This is a genomic window from Chitinophaga sp. Hz27 (genome assembly GCF_042263525.1).
Classification (GTDB): domain Bacteria; phylum Bacteroidota; class Bacteroidia; order Chitinophagales; family Chitinophagaceae; genus Chitinophaga.
Genome location: NZ_JBHKFJ010000001.1, coordinates 272,425 through 289,246 on the forward strand (window position 1 = coordinate 272,425; position 16,822 = coordinate 289,246).

22 protein-coding genes are annotated in these 16,822 nt (G+C 42.4%); 9 read left to right on the plus strand and 13 right to left on the minus strand.

The annotated features are described in order from the left end of the window. The first annotated feature begins 263 nt into the window (after positions 1 to 263). Positions 264 to 1,109, plus strand: a complete 846-nt coding sequence (locus ACE38W_RS01320; protein WP_375828417.1) for an alpha/beta hydrolase — start codon at positions 264 to 266, stop codon at positions 1,107 to 1,109. A 112-nt stretch (positions 1,110 to 1,221) separates the two neighbouring features. Beyond that, entirely contained in the window at positions 1,222 to 1,476 is a 255-nt protein-coding gene (locus ACE38W_RS01325; RefSeq protein WP_375828418.1) for a hypothetical protein, read from the plus strand. 25 nt (positions 1,477 to 1,501) lie between these two features. Here ACE38W_RS01325 and ACE38W_RS01330 read toward each other — a convergent pair whose 3' ends face one another. Further along, complete coding sequence (locus ACE38W_RS01330; RefSeq protein ID WP_375828419.1) at positions 1,502 to 2,026, minus strand: hypothetical protein; 525 nt, start codon at positions 2,024 to 2,026, stop codon at positions 1,502 to 1,504. Between the two features lie 36 nt (positions 2,027 to 2,062). Further along, positions 2,063 to 2,539, minus strand: coding sequence for a hypothetical protein (locus ACE38W_RS01335; RefSeq protein WP_375828420.1), 477 nt, complete (start codon positions 2,537 to 2,539; stop codon positions 2,063 to 2,065). A 237-nt stretch (positions 2,540 to 2,776) separates the two neighbouring features. Here ACE38W_RS01335 and ACE38W_RS01340 point away from each other — a divergent pair, with 237 nt between their 5' ends. Continuing rightward, complete coding sequence (locus ACE38W_RS01340) at positions 2,777 to 3,946, plus strand: DUF5009 domain-containing protein (RefSeq protein WP_375828421.1); 1,170 nt, start codon at positions 2,777 to 2,779, stop codon at positions 3,944 to 3,946. Between the two features lie 29 nt (positions 3,947 to 3,975). Here ACE38W_RS01340 and ACE38W_RS01345 read toward each other — a convergent pair whose 3' ends face one another. Together ACE38W_RS01345 and ACE38W_RS01350 are read right to left on the minus strand one after the other, a co-directional pair. Further along, on the minus strand, positions 3,976 to 4,341 hold the full coding sequence (locus ACE38W_RS01345) for a hypothetical protein (RefSeq protein ID WP_375828422.1): 366 nt from the start codon (positions 4,339 to 4,341) through the stop codon (positions 3,976 to 3,978). Positions 4,342 to 4,380: 39 nt separating this feature from the next. Next, positions 4,381 to 4,593, minus strand: coding sequence for a hypothetical protein (locus tag ACE38W_RS01350; protein ID WP_375828423.1), 213 nt, complete (start codon positions 4,591 to 4,593; stop codon positions 4,381 to 4,383). 179 nt (positions 4,594 to 4,772) lie between these two features. Here ACE38W_RS01350 and ACE38W_RS01355 point away from each other — a divergent pair, with 179 nt between their 5' ends. The 4 genes from ACE38W_RS01355 to ACE38W_RS01370 all read left to right on the plus strand — a co-directional run bounded on the left by ACE38W_RS01355 (position 4,773) and on the right by ACE38W_RS01370 (position 8,181). Next, positions 4,773 to 5,978 carry a glycoside hydrolase family 18 protein gene (locus tag ACE38W_RS01355; RefSeq protein WP_375828424.1) on the plus strand — a complete coding sequence of 402 codons (1,206 nt, stop codon included), beginning with the start codon at positions 4,773 to 4,775 and terminating at the stop codon, positions 5,976 to 5,978. A 94-nt stretch (positions 5,979 to 6,072) separates the two neighbouring features. Beyond that, positions 6,073 to 6,621, plus strand: a complete 549-nt coding sequence (locus ACE38W_RS01360) for a hypothetical protein (RefSeq protein WP_375828425.1) — start codon at positions 6,073 to 6,075, stop codon at positions 6,619 to 6,621. Between the two features lie 142 nt (positions 6,622 to 6,763). Then, positions 6,764 to 7,723 carry a cytochrome P460 family protein gene (locus ACE38W_RS01365; RefSeq protein WP_375828426.1) on the plus strand — a complete coding sequence of 320 codons (960 nt, stop codon included), beginning with the start codon at positions 6,764 to 6,766 and terminating at the stop codon, positions 7,721 to 7,723. Beyond that, entirely contained in the window at positions 7,720 to 8,181 is a 462-nt protein-coding gene (locus ACE38W_RS01370; RefSeq protein WP_375828427.1) for a hypothetical protein, read from the plus strand. The genes ACE38W_RS01365 and ACE38W_RS01370 overlap by 4 nt, the downstream gene beginning before the upstream one ends. A gap of 36 nt (positions 8,182 to 8,217) precedes the next feature. On the opposite strand, the gene ACE38W_RS01375 is transcribed toward ACE38W_RS01370, so the two are convergent. The 6 genes from ACE38W_RS01375 to ACE38W_RS01400 all read right to left on the minus strand — a co-directional run bounded on the left by ACE38W_RS01375 (position 8,218) and on the right by ACE38W_RS01400 (position 11,761). Next, positions 8,218 to 9,105 (minus strand): SH3 domain-containing protein, encoded by an 888-nt coding sequence (locus ACE38W_RS01375; protein WP_375828428.1) that lies wholly within the window; start codon positions 9,103 to 9,105, stop codon positions 8,218 to 8,220. Positions 9,106 to 9,209: 104 nt separating this feature from the next. Next, on the minus strand, positions 9,210 to 9,563 hold the full coding sequence (locus ACE38W_RS01380; protein ID WP_375828429.1) for a rhodanese-like domain-containing protein: 354 nt from the start codon (positions 9,561 to 9,563) through the stop codon (positions 9,210 to 9,212). Positions 9,564 to 9,575: 12 nt separating this feature from the next. Next, complete coding sequence (locus tag ACE38W_RS01385; RefSeq protein WP_375828430.1) at positions 9,576 to 9,884, minus strand: DUF3817 domain-containing protein; 309 nt, start codon at positions 9,882 to 9,884, stop codon at positions 9,576 to 9,578. Between the two features lie 3 nt (positions 9,885 to 9,887). Further along, positions 9,888 to 10,346, minus strand: a complete 459-nt coding sequence (locus ACE38W_RS01390) for a hypothetical protein (RefSeq protein WP_375828431.1) — start codon at positions 10,344 to 10,346, stop codon at positions 9,888 to 9,890. Between the two features lie 78 nt (positions 10,347 to 10,424). Beyond that, entirely contained in the window at positions 10,425 to 11,015 is a 591-nt protein-coding gene (locus tag ACE38W_RS01395; protein WP_375828432.1) for a TetR family transcriptional regulator, read from the minus strand. Positions 11,016 to 11,035: 20 nt separating this feature from the next. Then, positions 11,036 to 11,761: a hypothetical protein gene (locus ACE38W_RS01400; protein WP_375828433.1), complete on the minus strand. Its 726-nt coding sequence runs from the start codon at positions 11,759 to 11,761 to the stop codon at positions 11,036 to 11,038. 94 nt (positions 11,762 to 11,855) lie between these two features. Here ACE38W_RS01400 and ACE38W_RS01405 point away from each other — a divergent pair, with 94 nt between their 5' ends. Together ACE38W_RS01405 and ACE38W_RS01410 are read left to right on the plus strand one after the other, a co-directional pair. Beyond that, positions 11,856 to 14,297 (plus strand): TonB-dependent receptor domain-containing protein, encoded by a 2,442-nt coding sequence (locus tag ACE38W_RS01405; RefSeq protein WP_375828434.1) that lies wholly within the window; start codon positions 11,856 to 11,858, stop codon positions 14,295 to 14,297. Positions 14,298 to 14,428: 131 nt separating this feature from the next. Further along, complete coding sequence (locus tag ACE38W_RS01410) at positions 14,429 to 15,043, plus strand: DUF502 domain-containing protein (protein WP_375828435.1); 615 nt, start codon at positions 14,429 to 14,431, stop codon at positions 15,041 to 15,043. Here the strand turns inward: ACE38W_RS01410 and ACE38W_RS01415 are convergent, their stop codons facing one another. The 3 genes from ACE38W_RS01415 to ACE38W_RS01425 all read right to left on the minus strand — a co-directional run bounded on the left by ACE38W_RS01415 (position 15,044) and on the right by ACE38W_RS01425 (position 16,803). Then, complete coding sequence (locus ACE38W_RS01415) at positions 15,044 to 15,367, minus strand: ArsR/SmtB family transcription factor (RefSeq protein WP_375828436.1); 324 nt, start codon at positions 15,365 to 15,367, stop codon at positions 15,044 to 15,046. Continuing rightward, complete coding sequence (locus ACE38W_RS01420; protein WP_375828437.1) at positions 15,364 to 15,798, minus strand: SRPBCC domain-containing protein; 435 nt, start codon at positions 15,796 to 15,798, stop codon at positions 15,364 to 15,366. Before ACE38W_RS01420 ends, ACE38W_RS01415 begins: the two co-directional genes overlap by 4 nt. A 123-nt stretch (positions 15,799 to 15,921) precedes the next feature. Then, positions 15,922 to 16,803, minus strand: coding sequence for a DMT family transporter (locus ACE38W_RS01425; RefSeq protein WP_375828438.1), 882 nt, complete (start codon positions 16,801 to 16,803; stop codon positions 15,922 to 15,924). Between the last annotated feature and the right edge of the window lie 19 nt (positions 16,804 to 16,822).

The following is a 16,822-nucleotide window of genomic DNA, read 5'->3' on the forward strand; positions in this document are numbered from 1 at the left end:
GGTAAGACATCTTTTATAAAGATTTTAAAAGGCATCATTGAATAAATGATGCCTTTTTTGTTTTGCATGCCTGATTCAATTAAAATTTAAGCTATAAATATTACAGCTGGTGAATTTGCAGCATTTCAATTCACCGATGTTTCTGCTATCTGCTTGATTTTTAAGCCATAATTTTTCTAATCTCATGGATAAAAAAATATTATCTTAGGATAGATGATTTCTAATGCAATTAAAGACACTTCACTAATCTAAAGCGTATTTAAATGGAATCGACTAGTCAACCCCAAACCAATACTTTCGTCGCAGCAGATGGATCGAAAGTATTTTACAGAAACTGGCATGCTGCCGCAACTCCCAGAGCCCTTATCATTATTGCACATGGCTTTAATTCTCATAGCGGCTATTACCAATGGACAGCAGAACAATTAACCGCACAACAGTATGAAGTTTATGCTATCGATTTCCCCGGAAGAGGACAATCTGATGGAGAACGCTTTTATATAGCGGATTATAATGTATTTGTTACGGAACTGAATAAGCTGGTAGATATTGCACATCAACAGCATCCTGGGTTGCCTGCATTCTTATTAGGACATAGTGCAGGCGGTGTGATGTCTGCAATCTATGCGTTAAACTACCAGCAAAAATTAGCAGGATTTATCTGTGAGAGTTTTGCCTTTCAGGTGCCTGCACCAGAATTCGCCATCGCCGTGTTAAAAGGCTTAAGCCATGTTTTCCCACATGCGCATGTACTGAAGTTAAAAAATGAAGATTTTTCGAGAGATAAAGATGTCGTGGAGTTTATGAATCATGATCCACTTATTGCAAACGAAGTACAGCCTACCAAAACCGTGCAGCAGTTAGCACTTGCTGATGAAAGATTGAAAGCTGAAGTAGCTACTATTACACTGCCTCTATTAATCCTCCATGGTACTGCCGATAAAGCAACCAAGCCCGCTGGCAGCCAGTTCTTTTATGATAATGCCTCATCAACAAATAAAACATTAAAATTCTATGAAGGCCATTACCATGATTTGCTCAATGACCTTGAGAAGGAAATCGTGATGAAAGATATACTGGATTGGTTAAATGACAGCATAAATAAATAACTACTTGTCCAATACATTCAAACGCAGCTGGTCGCTATTTAATAGTAACCAGCTGCGTTTATTAATTTATGGATAGTGTGATTAATGTATCTTGCAGCTGGAATGCCATTCTATGCGAAAGTTATTACTACTCCATATCATCCTCTTTATCTGCTTTATCACGGGATCATACCTGGTGGTACTTTACTCCAGTAAAGGAGTTTCCATTGTTAATCCATGGATAGGCCGCTTCTGCATCCTGATCTCCTGCCTGTTACACCTCATTATCCTGTGGGCGAAAAACTTTGGTGCGGTGAATCACAGACCCATGGTTTTTCAATCCTGGTTGGTGATCCTGGTTTATTTTATAGCGGCATTTTTCATATGATGGTAAAAAGGAGGAACAGTAGCCACTACTTATTTACAATCGTTCCTGAAGAGGATGAATAGTTGCTTTTTAATCTGCGTAACTCCTGGAGGGAAAGCCCTTCTGTTTTCCAGATGGTACGCACTTTTGTAAGTCTGATAAAGAAAATCACATACAAAATGAATAACGGCAGTGAATAAACGATGGCTGGCAGGAAATGCAGCGAAAGGTTCATGCCCACTGAAAAGGAGAGGAGCATGCCACAAATACAGGCCGCCATTCCAAGCCCTATTGCGTCTTTCTTTTCTGCCCAAAGGAGGGCATTTCCAAGACAAAATACCAGGCAGAATAGAATGTTGCTGATATTGAGTATTAGAATTGGCAGATTAAACATTAACCCCGTAATGATACTGTAAAAAGTGAAGTAAATGCTTATTAGAGTAGCCAGTCCTCCCAGGATGCTGCCAATAATGATCATTATTCTACTATACATGGGTAACATGTGAAGCCTCCTTTTTTTGTTGGCTTTTTCAAAGATGTCGCCCAGTAGGGATGTTTCTGTTGTACTCATAGCTTGGGTATTAGAAAACTCATAAAATTGATGCTGTTATTTCAATTCCTGACGTCTGGAAATACTTTGATTTTTCCATTGATGACTCACCCTGAATAAGATGAAGGTCTGATAGGCAATAATTATAAGGAATGGAAGAATAATTATCATAAACGTAATAGGTCCGGCACTAAAGGATTTGGCAATTCCTACAGATATTAGTAGCGCCGCAAAGTAGCTGGCCTTGCCCCAGGAAATGGCCAATCTTTTCTCCATCCAGAGTAGCAGATTGCCAAGGAAATAAATAGCTGTTAAACAAAGACTAAATTGCACAGAGTTTAGTACAGCTGGAGGATACAGATTGACAAAACAATTATATACTATACCAAATAGTAAGAGTGAACTTAACAAGCCACCACAAATTGTTCCAAATACAATTAGTATCCTGCTAAGTAATGGCAACATGTGCCATCTTCTTTTTTGTTGGGTGGTTTCCAGAATATCGTCCAGAATTGAAGGCTCATGTATGCTCATAGGTTGTTGAGTTATTAAGGGATGGTGGTAAGTAATAAACAAAATAAGTAAAAAGATACAAACCTAATGTTTACCGCGGCCTGCTTAATCACCAAAAATAAATTGATGAGATTATTCTTAATCTATGCTCTATATTGATGAATAACAGAAACAACTACCTGAATTTTTATTTTCAGGTGATTATGTAATCTGTTTTAAACTTATCCTGTTTTATTATTCATTTATCAACCTGTGTCCATGGCTACTAAATCCAGAATATTCTCTATTGATGCCTTTCGGGCTATCACTATGTTATTGATGATTTTTGTGAATGATGTGAGTGGGGTACATAATATCCCGCAATGGATAGAACACGTGAAAATGGCCGACGACGGTATGGGCTTCGCTGATACCGTATTCCCTACCTTTCTCTTCATAGTAGGCCTCTCCATTCCATTTGCTATCGGCTATAGAATGAAGCAACAGCAGTCGTGGTGGAAGATAGAATCACATATTTTCTTGCGCTCCCTGGCTTTGATAGTCATGGGGTTCTTTCATGTAAACCTAGAAACCTATAGTAATACCGCGCCTTTGCCACAGGCGGTATGGGCTATTGCAATTACTATTGCTTTCTTTCTGATATGGCTGGACTATCCCGCATCGGTGCCAGCGCCGGTACGTTATGGTCTGATAGGCGCAGGGATTATCGTGTTAGTGGCAATGACCTTCTGTTACGTAGGAGGAGAGCCGGCGCATTTGCATGGCATGGAACAATCCTGGGGCGGCATCTTGGGTATTATTGGCTGGGCCTATCTTGTGTGCGCTACATTGTTCCTGCTGTTGCAGGGCCGGTTTGCAGGAGTGTCAGTTATATTGATATGTTTCCTGCTGATCAATATAGGCGTGCATGGTGGATGGTTGCACCTACAATTGCCTGTGATTGGTGATGGCGCTAGTGTGGCGCTGATTATGGCCGGCGTGTGGACGTCACAGTTATATACCCGCCTCAGGGAGCGTGGAAATCTAAATTCACTATGGTGGCTTTTTGCGGGGATTGGCATAGCTGCTATCATTGCCGGATTATTACTGCGGCCTTATACAGAAGGTATTTCCAAAATACGGTCTACACCGGCATGGGTACTCATTTGCAGCGGTATTGCTGTATTGGTATTTGAGCTGCTGATATGGGTTACGGATGTTCACGGGAAAAACGCCTGGTATAAAGTAATCAAACCTGCTGGCACCAGCACTTTAACCTGTTATCTGATACCTTATCTGTTGTATGCTGTATTTGAACTGACAGGATTCAGGTACCCCAATTTCCTCAGTGAAGGAGCTGGCGGTATTATCCGTTCATTTGCTGTTGCTTTTCTTGTTATCATACTGGTTGGATTTATGGAAAAGAAACAGTTGCGTTTAAAGATTTAGCGAGGAAGTGCTGTGGTCAGCTATGACCTTTATTTAGTAGGTAAAGTTGATTCAATATGCTGAAACAATTCATCAATAATTGACAACTTTACCTGCTCACTTTGTACTTTTAGTAAAGCCTTACTTTCCTCACTGAGGATAGGATCCATTAACATGGAGTCAATCTGGCACACCAGGTTCTTTCTGTTCCTGGCTGTCCTCCACCTTTTTACGCGAAAAGTCACTTCCGGAGAGAGGAAGTTCCAGAGATATCTGATAAACAGCGCTATGGCAGGAGCAAGAATAATTAACCACGATTTTAATGGATGACTATCTGGTAAATTCTGTGCAAGCTTAATTATTAGGGTGCCTCCCCCGGCTCCTACAATACTATCAATGCTACTAATTTTTCGCATAATATGCGATGGTTGGTTTTGGGTCAGAACAACAAACAATTATTTATGTCCTAAGTATACATCAACAAAGTTGATTAAGGTTGTTGCATCATTCTTTTTTCTTAAATCCAATTCTATAATTTCACCCTGTTTATTTCTAGCCTTTAACTTCCTGATTGGTCCGAATGCATATATCAATGACTTACCTAAAGGAATAAAAACAGACGCTAGAAAAATCAATGCGATTATAGCAGTAACAATATTATCAGCCATTTCACAGACAATTTTATTTTGGGAACATTAACTAGATAAAGATAAATATTTCCCCTCTCATCTGCTTAAAAAAATATCATTTTTTAATAAAATTCTATAACATTCACTTTCATTTCTCTTTGTGTTTATGTACTTTTAACGGATCCCTTTTTATCATCAACATATAAAATTCTGCCAGCATGAAAGGACTACTTATCGCATTATTAACTCCCGCGTTGCTTATAGGCGCCACTACAAAAAACAAGGTGGCTAAAAAGCCGAAACCCGTTGTAATAGGATATGTTGGCGGCTATAGAGGTACTGTAAATACGGAAACCATCGCCGCAAAAAAGCTTACGCATATCAACTACGCATTTGTAAACGTAGAACATAATCGCGCAGTGCTTACCAATATCACCACTGATACTGTCAATTTCAAAAATTTATCTGCACTTAAAAAAATCAATCCAGATTTAAAAATTCTAATTTCCATTGGTGGTTGGGCATGGAGTGCAAACTTCTCTGATGCTGTGCTGACGGATACTGCCAGAGCTGCTTTTGCGAAAAGTGCAGTTGATATTATTGCTAAATATAACCTCGATGGTGTAGACATCGATTGGGAATACCCAGCAAGGGAAGGAGAAGTAGGCAATATCTTCAGACCAGAAGATAAGGTAAATTATACACTTATGTTTGCTGCCCTGCGTAAAGAACTGGACCAACTGGAAAAGAAAACACATAAGAAACTACTGCTCACCACCGCCACCGCAGGATTCGTAGGCTTCCTCGAAACCACGGAAATGGATAAAGCACAAAAATACCTGGACTATATCAACATCATGACCTACGATTGTTATAGTACCAAGTTTGCGGGCCATCATACCAACCTCTTTCCAACAAAGGCTTTCGAGAAATCACGTAACGCTGATGAAGCCGTACAAGCCTACATAGCTGCTGGTGTACCAGCCGAAAAACTAGTGATGGGAATCGCCTTTTATGGCCGCAACTTTAAAGTAACAGATAGTACCGCCACCGCTACAGGCCTCGGATCTCCAATCGCGCGCCAACAGTTTGGCAGCGGCTATACGTTTATCCGCGATAGTCTCTTGCTTAAGGGCTACCACGCTTACCGCGATCAGGACGCAAAAGCCGATTACCTCTATAATCCTACTACCAAAGATTTCATCACCTGTGATGACGAATGGTCCGTACAAAACAAATGCAACTATGTACTGGATAAAAAAATGGGAGGGGTTATGTTCTGGGAATATTCTTCCGATAAAAAAGAATACCTGCTCGACCAAATCAATTATACATTCGCCCATCCAGGTACAGTACAGGATAATATCGGCCTTACAAGCGTGAAAGTGCCAGCTGCCAACACCACTGTAACAGGAAGCAAATAAAAAATAGGCAGGATGGCTAAATATTTATAAGTTCAGATATTATATTTGCGACCTTAGAAATATATTTCAACCCGTTTGTAAAGAAATTTTAACCATGAAAAAACTACTGCCTTGCCTGATCGCCATCCTGACTTTAGGCTTCTTCTCCTGTGGTAAAAGCAATGATAATGCCCCTGCTGGTAGTGATAGTAACTGGAAATTAGGTGACTATACCTATGCCAGATCTACCTCTGCTCAAACCTCTTCCGCTAGTGGAAATGGTGGCACCGTCACAGCTATTGCTACTACCACTTCCGGTACTGGTGGAAGTTATGGCGCATTCTCCGGAAGCTCCGTTTCCATCACATTTTATAGCAACCTTGGTGCAGGTACCTATACCATCGGCACCACTGAAATGATGGTGGCTAACCCTGGTACACCTATTCTCAATATCAGCTGCACCGTAGGTACTGCTGTGAATACCGGCGCCGTAATGTACAACTGTGTTAATAATGGAGGAACTGCCGAAGTCACTAAAGATGCTAACGGCAAATTCCATGTCTCCATTAAATCAGCTGTTACCCTGGAAAAAGGTGTTGTAGTAGGCGGTGGCATCGCCGACGCTAAAGCCAGTTACTCTTTTACGCTGAATAACGGTTACTAAGTCTTTAATATTCCTACATAAAAAGGCTGTTCTCTATCCATGGAGAACAGCCTTTTTTTAATCTCCTGCCTCGCTGATCTAAACATTTTGTATCCCAAATCTGTAAACAGGTAGGAAAGTATTCATTCCTAAACCACATGCAATGGCTACAGAAACCGGCGGCACTGGAAGAATCTGGAAAGGTACACTGATCACCATCCTGGTCGCTTTTGTATTAATGCAATTCTACAGACCAGCGATTTCTGAAGGAACACAGGGGCTACCGCTCAATGCACCCCCTGCTGTACAAGCCATTCTGCAGAAGTCTTGCTACGATTGTCACTCTAATACGCCACACCTTAAATGGTTTGATTACATCGCTCCTGGTTACTGGCTCGTAGCCTCTGATATCAATGCTGCACAAAATGTACTCAACTTCTCCACCATGGGCAACCTGGACACGCTCGCCAGAAATGCCACACTGTGGGAAGTACTGAACCAGGCTCGCTTGAATGCCATGCCCACCGCTTCTTATGTTGCCCTGCATCCGGAAACGAAAATTACGGAAGAGGATATCGCCATTTTGAAAAAATACGTGGCAACGCTAAAGCCAGATATACAGCCCGATAGCGGCATGGTGGCTGCACGTGATCATCAGTTCCAGGAATGGTCCAAAGGATACTACGCCAATAAACAAACCATTATTGCGCCCAGTGGTGTGCCTTATATGGATGAATACAAAGACTGGCAACCCATTAGCACCACCCTACGAGAAGATAATGGCACATTGCGTATCATCTTTGGCAACGATATAGCAGTAAAGGCTATACGGGAAAATCGTATCCATCCATGGCCCAATGGCGCCACCTTCGCTAAAGTTGCCTGGGACCAGCTTATAGATACTGCCGGAAACATCACCACCGGCGCCTTTCGACAAGTAGAATTTATGATCAAGGATAGCAAGAAATATATAGCCACCAGGGGATGGGGCTGGGCACGTTTTAAAACACCGGCGCTAGTACCGTATGGCAAAGACAAAATATTTACAGCGGAATGTATTAATTGTCACAACCCAATGAAAAACAATGACTTCGTTTTTACACAACCAATTCAGTTACCATGAAGAAGTATGTATCGCTCTTGGGTCTTGTATGTATCATTACGGTAGCATGTAGTTCCCGTATTGCAATTGAACCTATAAACAAACAGGCTGGCGTACCTGCTGGCATTCCCTTCGATCGGCAACAGTTTAAGGTAATCAATACCATTGTAGACCAACGCCAGCACAGTATAGCTGTGCTTTTCGGTAACGAAGCTGCTGTATGCCTGTTAAAAGGTGATAGCTCCGCTCCTGAACATAAAAAATTATTACTACTCATCTGGGATCAAAAGCCGGATGAGGCCTGGTTTGGTGCAGATATCCCCGGCGATTTTAAATCTGGGATTTTATTAGATACAGATGGGCAAGAGGTGAAGTGCGTCGCCTATGGAAAGGATGGTGCGGTGCAACGCCTGAGTGATGAAGAACAACAGGAAAAAGTACAGGAGATGATGGCTGTAAAACCAGCCGTAATGCCATAAAAAAACCGGCAACTGTAACAGCTGCCGGCCCATGCTTTATTTACCTTTTAAGGTGATCTTTTTATTTTCGCCATCCCATTGATAAACTTTTCTGCCCTTATCAGTGGTCTTCATTTTATACAAACCATTTTTCTCTACCTCGTCAGTGGCCTCCTCTTCATTCATCTCCCATACCACTAAATCCGGTTGTCCTTTTTTCTCATTAGGGAAGATGAATTCTTCGCTGTGATAAAAGGCATCTGCATCCCCAATGTTGGTCTTGTCCGGAAAACGTACAAACATACTGTCTTTAGTCCAGGCGAAATAATAATCAGAGGTTGGAATACCACAAGCCTCTCCGGAAAAAGTAATCACAATCATGTTCTGCACATTCGTCAATCCCATACCACTCATGATCTTGGCGCCACAGTAATTAGCAGATTCGTCGTCATAGGCAATGAACCCAATTTTGGCCACCAGGTTACCATTCTGCACAGCTTTCAATCTCACCAGAAAACGGCGTATAGTGTCTGCCGTTTTATTTTCAAAACTAACGCTGTCGGCCCTACGCTCAATTGCATAGATGAATTTGGTATCCCCACGACGGAGCTGTGCACAGCTGATAAGTCCCTGCCATACATAACCATTACGCACCTCTCCGTTTTTTGTATATTCTATTTTCAGCCATGGCCCTTTCAGTCCGCGAATGGTCAATGGTTTTTCTGTAATTTCCAGGACTTTGATATTATCACCTAAAAGAAGCGTGTCTTTTGGTGCCTGTTTGGTATCCGGACTAACACGCACAAATGCAGTGTCAGCAAAAATATACCTCGATAAGGAATCACCATATAAACACCAGCTGCGCATATCTGAAAAGTCCGGTCCTTCCTGGGCAAACAATGATTTGGTGGCAAATAATAAAACAGCCAGCAATAGTTTCTTCATAAAAAATTCTTAAAAATATGGAGTTGATAAATCACCGGTATTTTTTCCGGAACGCAAATGTACACTAATTTGAAGATGCTGGCTGCTTGTTTATTTCCTGGTATTCATCGTGCTAACTCCGCTTGCAGGTCTGGCATTGCGCCGCCATTATGCACGGTATAGCCTTTCGCTTGCAGCAAATGCAAAGCTTTCACACTCCGAAGTCCATGTGAACACATCGTGATATAAATTTTATTCTTATCGAGTGGTAAGCTGTCTGCATGTAGCTGTCCCAATGGAATATTTAACGCACCTTCAATATGTCCCATGTTATATTCTGTTACCGTTCGTACATCCAGGATGATGGCGCCTTGGTCAACCAATTGATGCAAACCCTTGTCCAGGTTAACAAATCTATATACCCTGTACGTACCATAAAGGACAACCAGTATACTTGCAATGATGATCAATGTTTTCATAGTGGTTGAGTTTTAGATGTCTTGCTGTTGCAAAATTTTTCTATCTATATAAAAAGTGCCAAACGGGATAATGCAGGCTACCAGTACTTTCCAGGTTGTCTGACTAAATTTCCATCGTTGTTCTACACCTACACTTAGCGTGTTAAAAATATATAGCAGAAATAACCCTCCGTGTACAGGTCCCATCGCTTTTACCATGGTCGGATCGCTCAGAATATATTTAACCGGCACGGCTACTGCTAATAGTAGGAGCAATGAAATCCCTTCCAGGTAGCCCAGTAATCTGAGTCTGCCCAGTCTCGTCTTAAATAATGCCTTCATAAATTATCGTAATAGTGGTCTGGAAGATAGTGGTGAAAATGGCCATGGTACGGCCAGAAAGATGATGATAAACGCTATGCTGAACCATATCAGCATAGTCTTGAATTTCTCATGACCCGTTGCCTTTCGCTTGGCCATGGCTGATCCTATCGTTAAAATAGTTATCGCCAGGATCATCAGGATGAGATGTAATAATGCATAAAAAGTAACGCTGAAATCCGCTACGGCAGTGGATTTGTTTTGCCAGAAATATTTTACTACAGGACTCTGTGTATACACGGTCATACCTGCTATTAGCTGTATATGCGCTATGGTGGATGTCCAGTGCCTGACCGCATTGTCTGTTGCTGTAAATGGCCGTCGCAGATAATAACCGCGCGCCGCCCGAAAGATAGCATAGGCAATACTCAGCACCACCATCCACCTGATGTAGGAATGGAGAAATACTAATGCGGAATACATGTCGTTGGAATTTGTCCGAGACAAAGATAAATCAAAAACATACTAAATGGTATGTTTTTGAAGAAAAAAATTCCGGCCTTATTCCAGGCCGTTCAGATACCCTTGTAATGCTTTGAGGAAGGACTTGTACACCGATTTGTTCATCTCCAGCTTACCTACATTACGCACTCCCCAATAACCTGATATCACAAACAAAGCCACTTCTTTTGCATTCACCTCCTTACGCACATAACCAGCCTTCTTACCTTTTTCGAGGCTAGTGATCATCACTGCTTCCCAATCATGGGTAAGCTCAGACAACACCCGATTAAAATCAGCATGCCAGGGACTCAGCTCCTGCGTGAGGTTTGACACCGGGCACCCATATTCCATCTTCATAAATTCATCTTCCAGCAACAGATAATGGATAATATTGTAAATCGCCAACAAGGGATTAGGTTCCTGCATAAACGGCTGGATGAAAGTCTGGGAGAACGTAGGCTTCAGCAAATCATTGATGATAGCCATTCCCATCTGTTCTTTGTTTTTGAAATGATAATAGAATGCACCTTTTGTTACCTGGGTTTTCGCCAGAATATCATCTATACTACTTGCCTGGTAGCCTTTTACATAAATCAATTCAAATGCTTTCCTCAGAATTTCGAGTCGGGTAGCCTCTGCCTTTTTCATCGTTTCTATTTGTGTTTTACTTATTGTACCAGCAGGCAATAGTCGCAGCGATGCCTTACTGCACTGTAGGAAACGCCTTCATAAGTACCGGGCGTCTTGTCGTACCAGTCGTAACGGATAATATACAAACCCTTCCTGTTCGGATAAAATTCCGCACTGCCTGTGCTATCAGTTTCCAATTGTTTCTCCCAGTTATCGGGATTGAATATACGTAGTTTAGCGCCTGTTGCGCAAGGTTTCCCGTCTTTAAATACGGTTACCTGCATCATATCTTTTTGCTGTTGGGAGATGATATCCAGCATTTGTAGAGGTTTGTTGTTAGTCATCCCCAGGCCGGTCTGGTAGCTGCTGCAAAGATATTCAAATGGACGAATGTTCTGTCCGCCGCTACCAGAGCGGTCTACCACCGGAAGTTTTACGCCCGTTGCCAGGATACGGTAACTACCTTTTAGTATAGGCGTAAACGTTGCCTGCCAGCCATCTTTCCGGGCACTGACTTTCAGCGTATCCATTTTGCCATCAGGATGCACTGCTATGATCCTGAACATATCAGCTGCTGGTAAGGTGTCATAGGTCTCTTTCAGTCGCTTGCCGTACTGGTCAATCTCTCCAAAAAATATCTGGATGATTACCTGCTTGCCTGGTTGGCCATTACCATTGATTTCCAGCCAATATCCATGTGCAAATGAATAGATCGGCAGAAAGATAATCGCTAATAACAGTATGGTCTGGCGCATTTTTTTCATAGTTACGAAGGTAACATTATCTGTAAATATCTGCTTTACTCCAGTTTGTCTTCAGATTCGCCTTTTAAGTTTGTGCCGCAAATAAGAATAACAGATGAGATTTTTTTTAATGATTGTTGCCTGCTGCTGCTTTTTGGGCGCTTCCGCCCAGAGCCATACCGGAACAGTGTCCGGCCACATCACCGACGCCGCCAATAAAGCTCCGGTGCCTTATGCTACCGTGGTGGTGGCAGACAAAAGCACTGGCAAAACCGTGAATGGTGCCGTTGCCGATGACAAGGGGAACTTCAGCGTAAAAGGACTGACACCAGGTATGTTCACCGTTTCCATTGAATTCATCGGATACAATAAAAAACTAATTGATAGCATAAAAATTACCAATACAAATACTGCTGTAAACCTGGGCACAATTAGCATACAGTCGTCTGCTAAATCGCTCGGTGAAGTAGTGGTGACCTCAAAAGCACCCATTGTAGAAAGTAAGGTAGACAGAGTAGTCTACAATGCGGCCAACGACCTCACCTCTCAAGGCGGTGTTGCGCTAGATGTACTCCGTAAAGTACCACAGGTAACGGTTGATGTAGACGGCAACGTGGAACTGCAAGGCAATTCCAATATTCGCTTCCTCATCAACGGTAAGCCTTCCAGCATGTTCGGTAATAACCTGGCAGATGCGCTCGCAGCCATCCCCGCCAGCCAGATACAAAGCATTGAAGCCATTACCAGTCCTGGCGCCAAATATGACGCCCAGGGAACAGGGGGGATTATTAATATTGTATTGAAAGAAAACCGCCTCCAGGGCATGAATGGTAGCATTAACCTCGCTGCCGGCACCAGACTGGAAAATGCTGCTGTAAACCTCAACCTGCGCCATAATAACTTCGGTGTAAACCTCTTCTTTAACGGTAACGCACAATTGAGTTCTTCAACACCCAGCAGCCAGGACAGATCTTCCTTTACAGATGGTAAACTGGCGAGTCGCCTCTGGCAATCAGGCACTAACGACCTTACTCGCCGCTCCTATGCTACAGGACTAGGTTTCGACTGGTCGCCCAGCAAGAAAGACAACTTCAGCGCAGGCGTGTCCTTTAATCATTTCAGCTCCCAGTTGGAAGGCACTTCTCTGCTGCGTCAGTGGACAGCCGGTAGCAATGATACCAGCACGATTTCCCGCCCTAACAGCTCCCGCAACTGGATTGATGCCATGGACTGGAACCTCGGATACAAAAGGAAATTCAATAAGCCAGGCCAAGAGCTGGACTTCTTATACAGTGCCAGCTTCGGATCGCCTTATGCACGCTACTACCAGCTGCAATACCTGGACGATGCTACCTTGCCCTTCGGTGGTACACAAGGATACAATCCTGGATCAGACCATCAGCATAATCTCTCCCTCGACTATACGCAGCCAGTAAGTAAATCCTTTACCCTGGAAGCCGGTGTGAAAGCCATTTTCCACGACCTGCAAAATAGTTCGCAGGTAAATGCATATGATAAAACTACTGACAACTACCATCCAGATCCTACACAGTCATACGATTTCAATTATCGCATGAATATCTATGCAGGATATCTGTCGGCCAGTTTTAATTTGTTCCAATTCCTGGATGTAGTAGCAGGCGCACGTTACGAGTATACAAGTGTTGCCATGAATTATCCCGGTGGCACCGTGCCTTCCTACGGTAATTTTGTACCATCGCTGATATTTTCTCACAAATTCGACGATGATAATATGCTGAAACTGGCCTACACACATCGTTTGGAACGTCCTGACAGAGAGCTGAATCCATTCCTGAACCTCAGCGATCCTTACAATATCACCACCGGAAATCCTTTACTGAAGCCCGAAATCGGTGACAACTTTGAACTGGGCTACAGCCGGTCATTTAAAGGAGGCGGAAATATCTATATCGCACTGATGGAACGCATCAACAGCAATGATATCAAGCCTTATACGGCCTTCTATCCAACTTATACCATTGGCGATTCCATATACACAAACGTTTCTGTTACCAGCAGAGTGAATATCGGGAAAGAATATAACTCGGGATTGATCATCACCAGCTCCATGCCACTGACAAAAAACCTCAACCTGCGCGAAAATCTGCAAGTCTTCAACAGGCATGTGGTAAATGAACTGGACGGCGGTAATAGAACAGATGGTATCAACTGGCGACTGAATATGAACGCTTCTTATCAGCTGCCTAAAAACCTGATTGCTGAAGTGTTTGGTGAGTTTAGATCTGCCTTCAATAACATTCAGGGCCGTCAGCCGCAGAATCTTTCTTATACCATTGCGTTGAGAAAACAGTTCTGGAATAAAAAAGCAGCATTGGGTATTACTGCTACTAATCCTTTCAGTCAATACATTAGCCAGGTTACTACTATCCATACTGCTGCATACTCTTCTTACCTGTTACGTGAAATTCCGTACCGTTCTTTCGGTATTAATTTCTCTTACAAATTTGGTAAGCTGCAGTTTAAAAAAGAGAAAGAATCTGATAATAATTACCTGAATAATCTACCATCTTTTTAATAGCTATACCAATAGCATATAGGCAAAAATGAATACAGGCGGGCTTTTTGGCCTGCCTTTTTTTTAGGTAGATGTGTCACCTGAACAAGTAGCCTGGTTGTGGTGTTGTAAGATTTATAAGTGACTATCTTATGAAGCAATTCTGGCTGTATCTAAAAAATACCATTGCCTCCGGCATGTTAATGGTGATCTCTTTGTTTGTGCTCGCCTTCGTGATAATGAGAATAATTTTGTTCACCAAAAAGATTGTAACACCCATCGCCCATCATTTTCCATTTCAGATTCCTGGTATTGGAAAAGAAACACTGGTGACGATTTTGTTATTACTGGTATTGTGTTTTCTGGCTGGCCTTTTTATGAAATCCAACATGGCGCAACGATTTCACAAGTGGCTGGAAGATAATATCCTCATGCATATCCCAGGTTATAGCTATATCCGCGCCTTATCCACCGATGTGCTGACCTCAGGACATCAATCAGCCTGGAAGCCGGCCAGTATTCTGATTGATGGCAATGAAGTCATCTGCTTTGTAATTGATGAAACAGAAAACTATTGTTCTATCTTTTTTCCTTCCGCGCCTTCTCCTACATCCGGTACCGTTAGTGCCCGGCAAAAAGAAGATATCCGGTATCTGTCTGCCACGGTTGCAGAAACAATCGGAATTATTCGTCGCTCAGGCCAGGGCGCAGCGGAAATCCTGGAAAAGATAAGACCCGCAGGATATACGCAACCCAGCCCTAAATAATTATTTGCCTGCCTTTTCATTTAATACATCTTCCAGCTTCTTGAGCTTGTTCATCCAGAATTTATCGAAATAGTTGATCCATTCCTGTAATAACTTAAAACCTTCCTGGTTCAGCAGGCAATACTTTTCTCGGCCAATGTCGTGTATGGTGATGAATCCGGCATTGGAAAGGATTTTAATATGCTTGGATACAGCCGGCCTGCTCATGTCAAAGTTCTCTGCCAGTGCATTGATGGTCAGACTTTTCTTAGACAAGAGATGTAACATTTCGCGGCGACTTGGATCAGCGATGGTCTGGAATACATCTAATGCGGCAGCGGTCATTGTACAGCAGGTTTTATCAAACCATTCAGTTCTGCCAGGTTATCCTGCCAGCCTTTGGTCATGATCTGGAAGGTGAATGCCTGTTGTTCGGTAAATCCACGATGCTCTAATGACAGCAAAGTGCCGTTGTCCTTTGCTTCCAGCGTCCACGTTACTACCGTGTCCAGTGTTACTACACCTTTGGATGGACCACCTTTCCAGGAATATACCAGTTTCTCAAAAGGTATCAGCTCCAGCACTTTACAATAGATGGTGCCATCAAAGCCGAAATTAGGCATAGGCGTTGTCTGAAACGTAAACTCATAGCCAGGTTCTGCTTTGAAATTATTGGGCATCAGCCAGCTGGCAATTTTTTCGGCATCAGTGATGTATTCCCATACCAGCTGTGGTGCATGCTGATAGAAGAATTCCTGTTTGATTGTATGATTCATAATATGTAACTTAAAAGTTACTCAAATGTATAAGTAACTTTTAAGTTACACAAATATTTTTTATAAAGAAGAAGACCGATTATTGTTATTTAACAATAATCGGCCTCACTGAATACTTGTAGACTAGCCCTGGTCAGGTGTTTTGCCTCTTCCTGATAATATCATTTGCAAGATGACGGATAACAATATCAACACTAAACCTATATAGAATGTCATCCCTAGCATACGGCCTTCATTAAAGAAAAGCATAGCCAGAATAATACTATAAACAGGCTCCAGGTTGAAACACAGGTTGACCGTAAATGCGGATATCTGCTTTAAGGCTTCAGCTACCAATACATAAATGCCGATTGTACAGAAAGAAGCTAGCAGCAGTAGGTAGCCTAATTCGGTTATATCTGGTAACAGTCTCACTCCCGGAAACGTATAAACGTAGAAGGGGAGTAGCAGACTTACCGTAATGGCGCCTCCAAGCATCTGGTAATAATTAATCATACTCGCTTCATAACGCTTTACCAGCTGCTCATTAGCGATGATATAAAAGGCATTCAGCAAGGAAGAAATAACACCCAGGATAATACCTGTCCTGAATGCTGTGTCAAAATGAAAAATGAGTACGATGCCCGCAACCGTGAGCATACTGAGTAGCAGCTCGGAAATAATCAGTTTACGCCGTTGAATGACAGGTCCTAATACCGCCGTAAAGAAGCCGGTCATACAAAAGCAGATCACTGCTACAGAAACATTACCGTATTTAATACTGGCATAGAAAAATACCCAGGCAAGCGCTGGCAGAATGCCACTCAGCGCCATTTTTCGAGTTGCCTCCCGGCCATAGTTTACAAAACGACCGCTTATCTTCAGGCCTATCCATAGTAGTATAAACGAAAGACTTAACCGGAACCACACCAACGATACTTCATTCAATGAAATCAGCTTACCAAAAATGCCCGTAAATCCAGCTAACAGAATAGATGTATGCAGGAGAAGAAATGATTTTTTCATCTCAATAATTGTATTGATT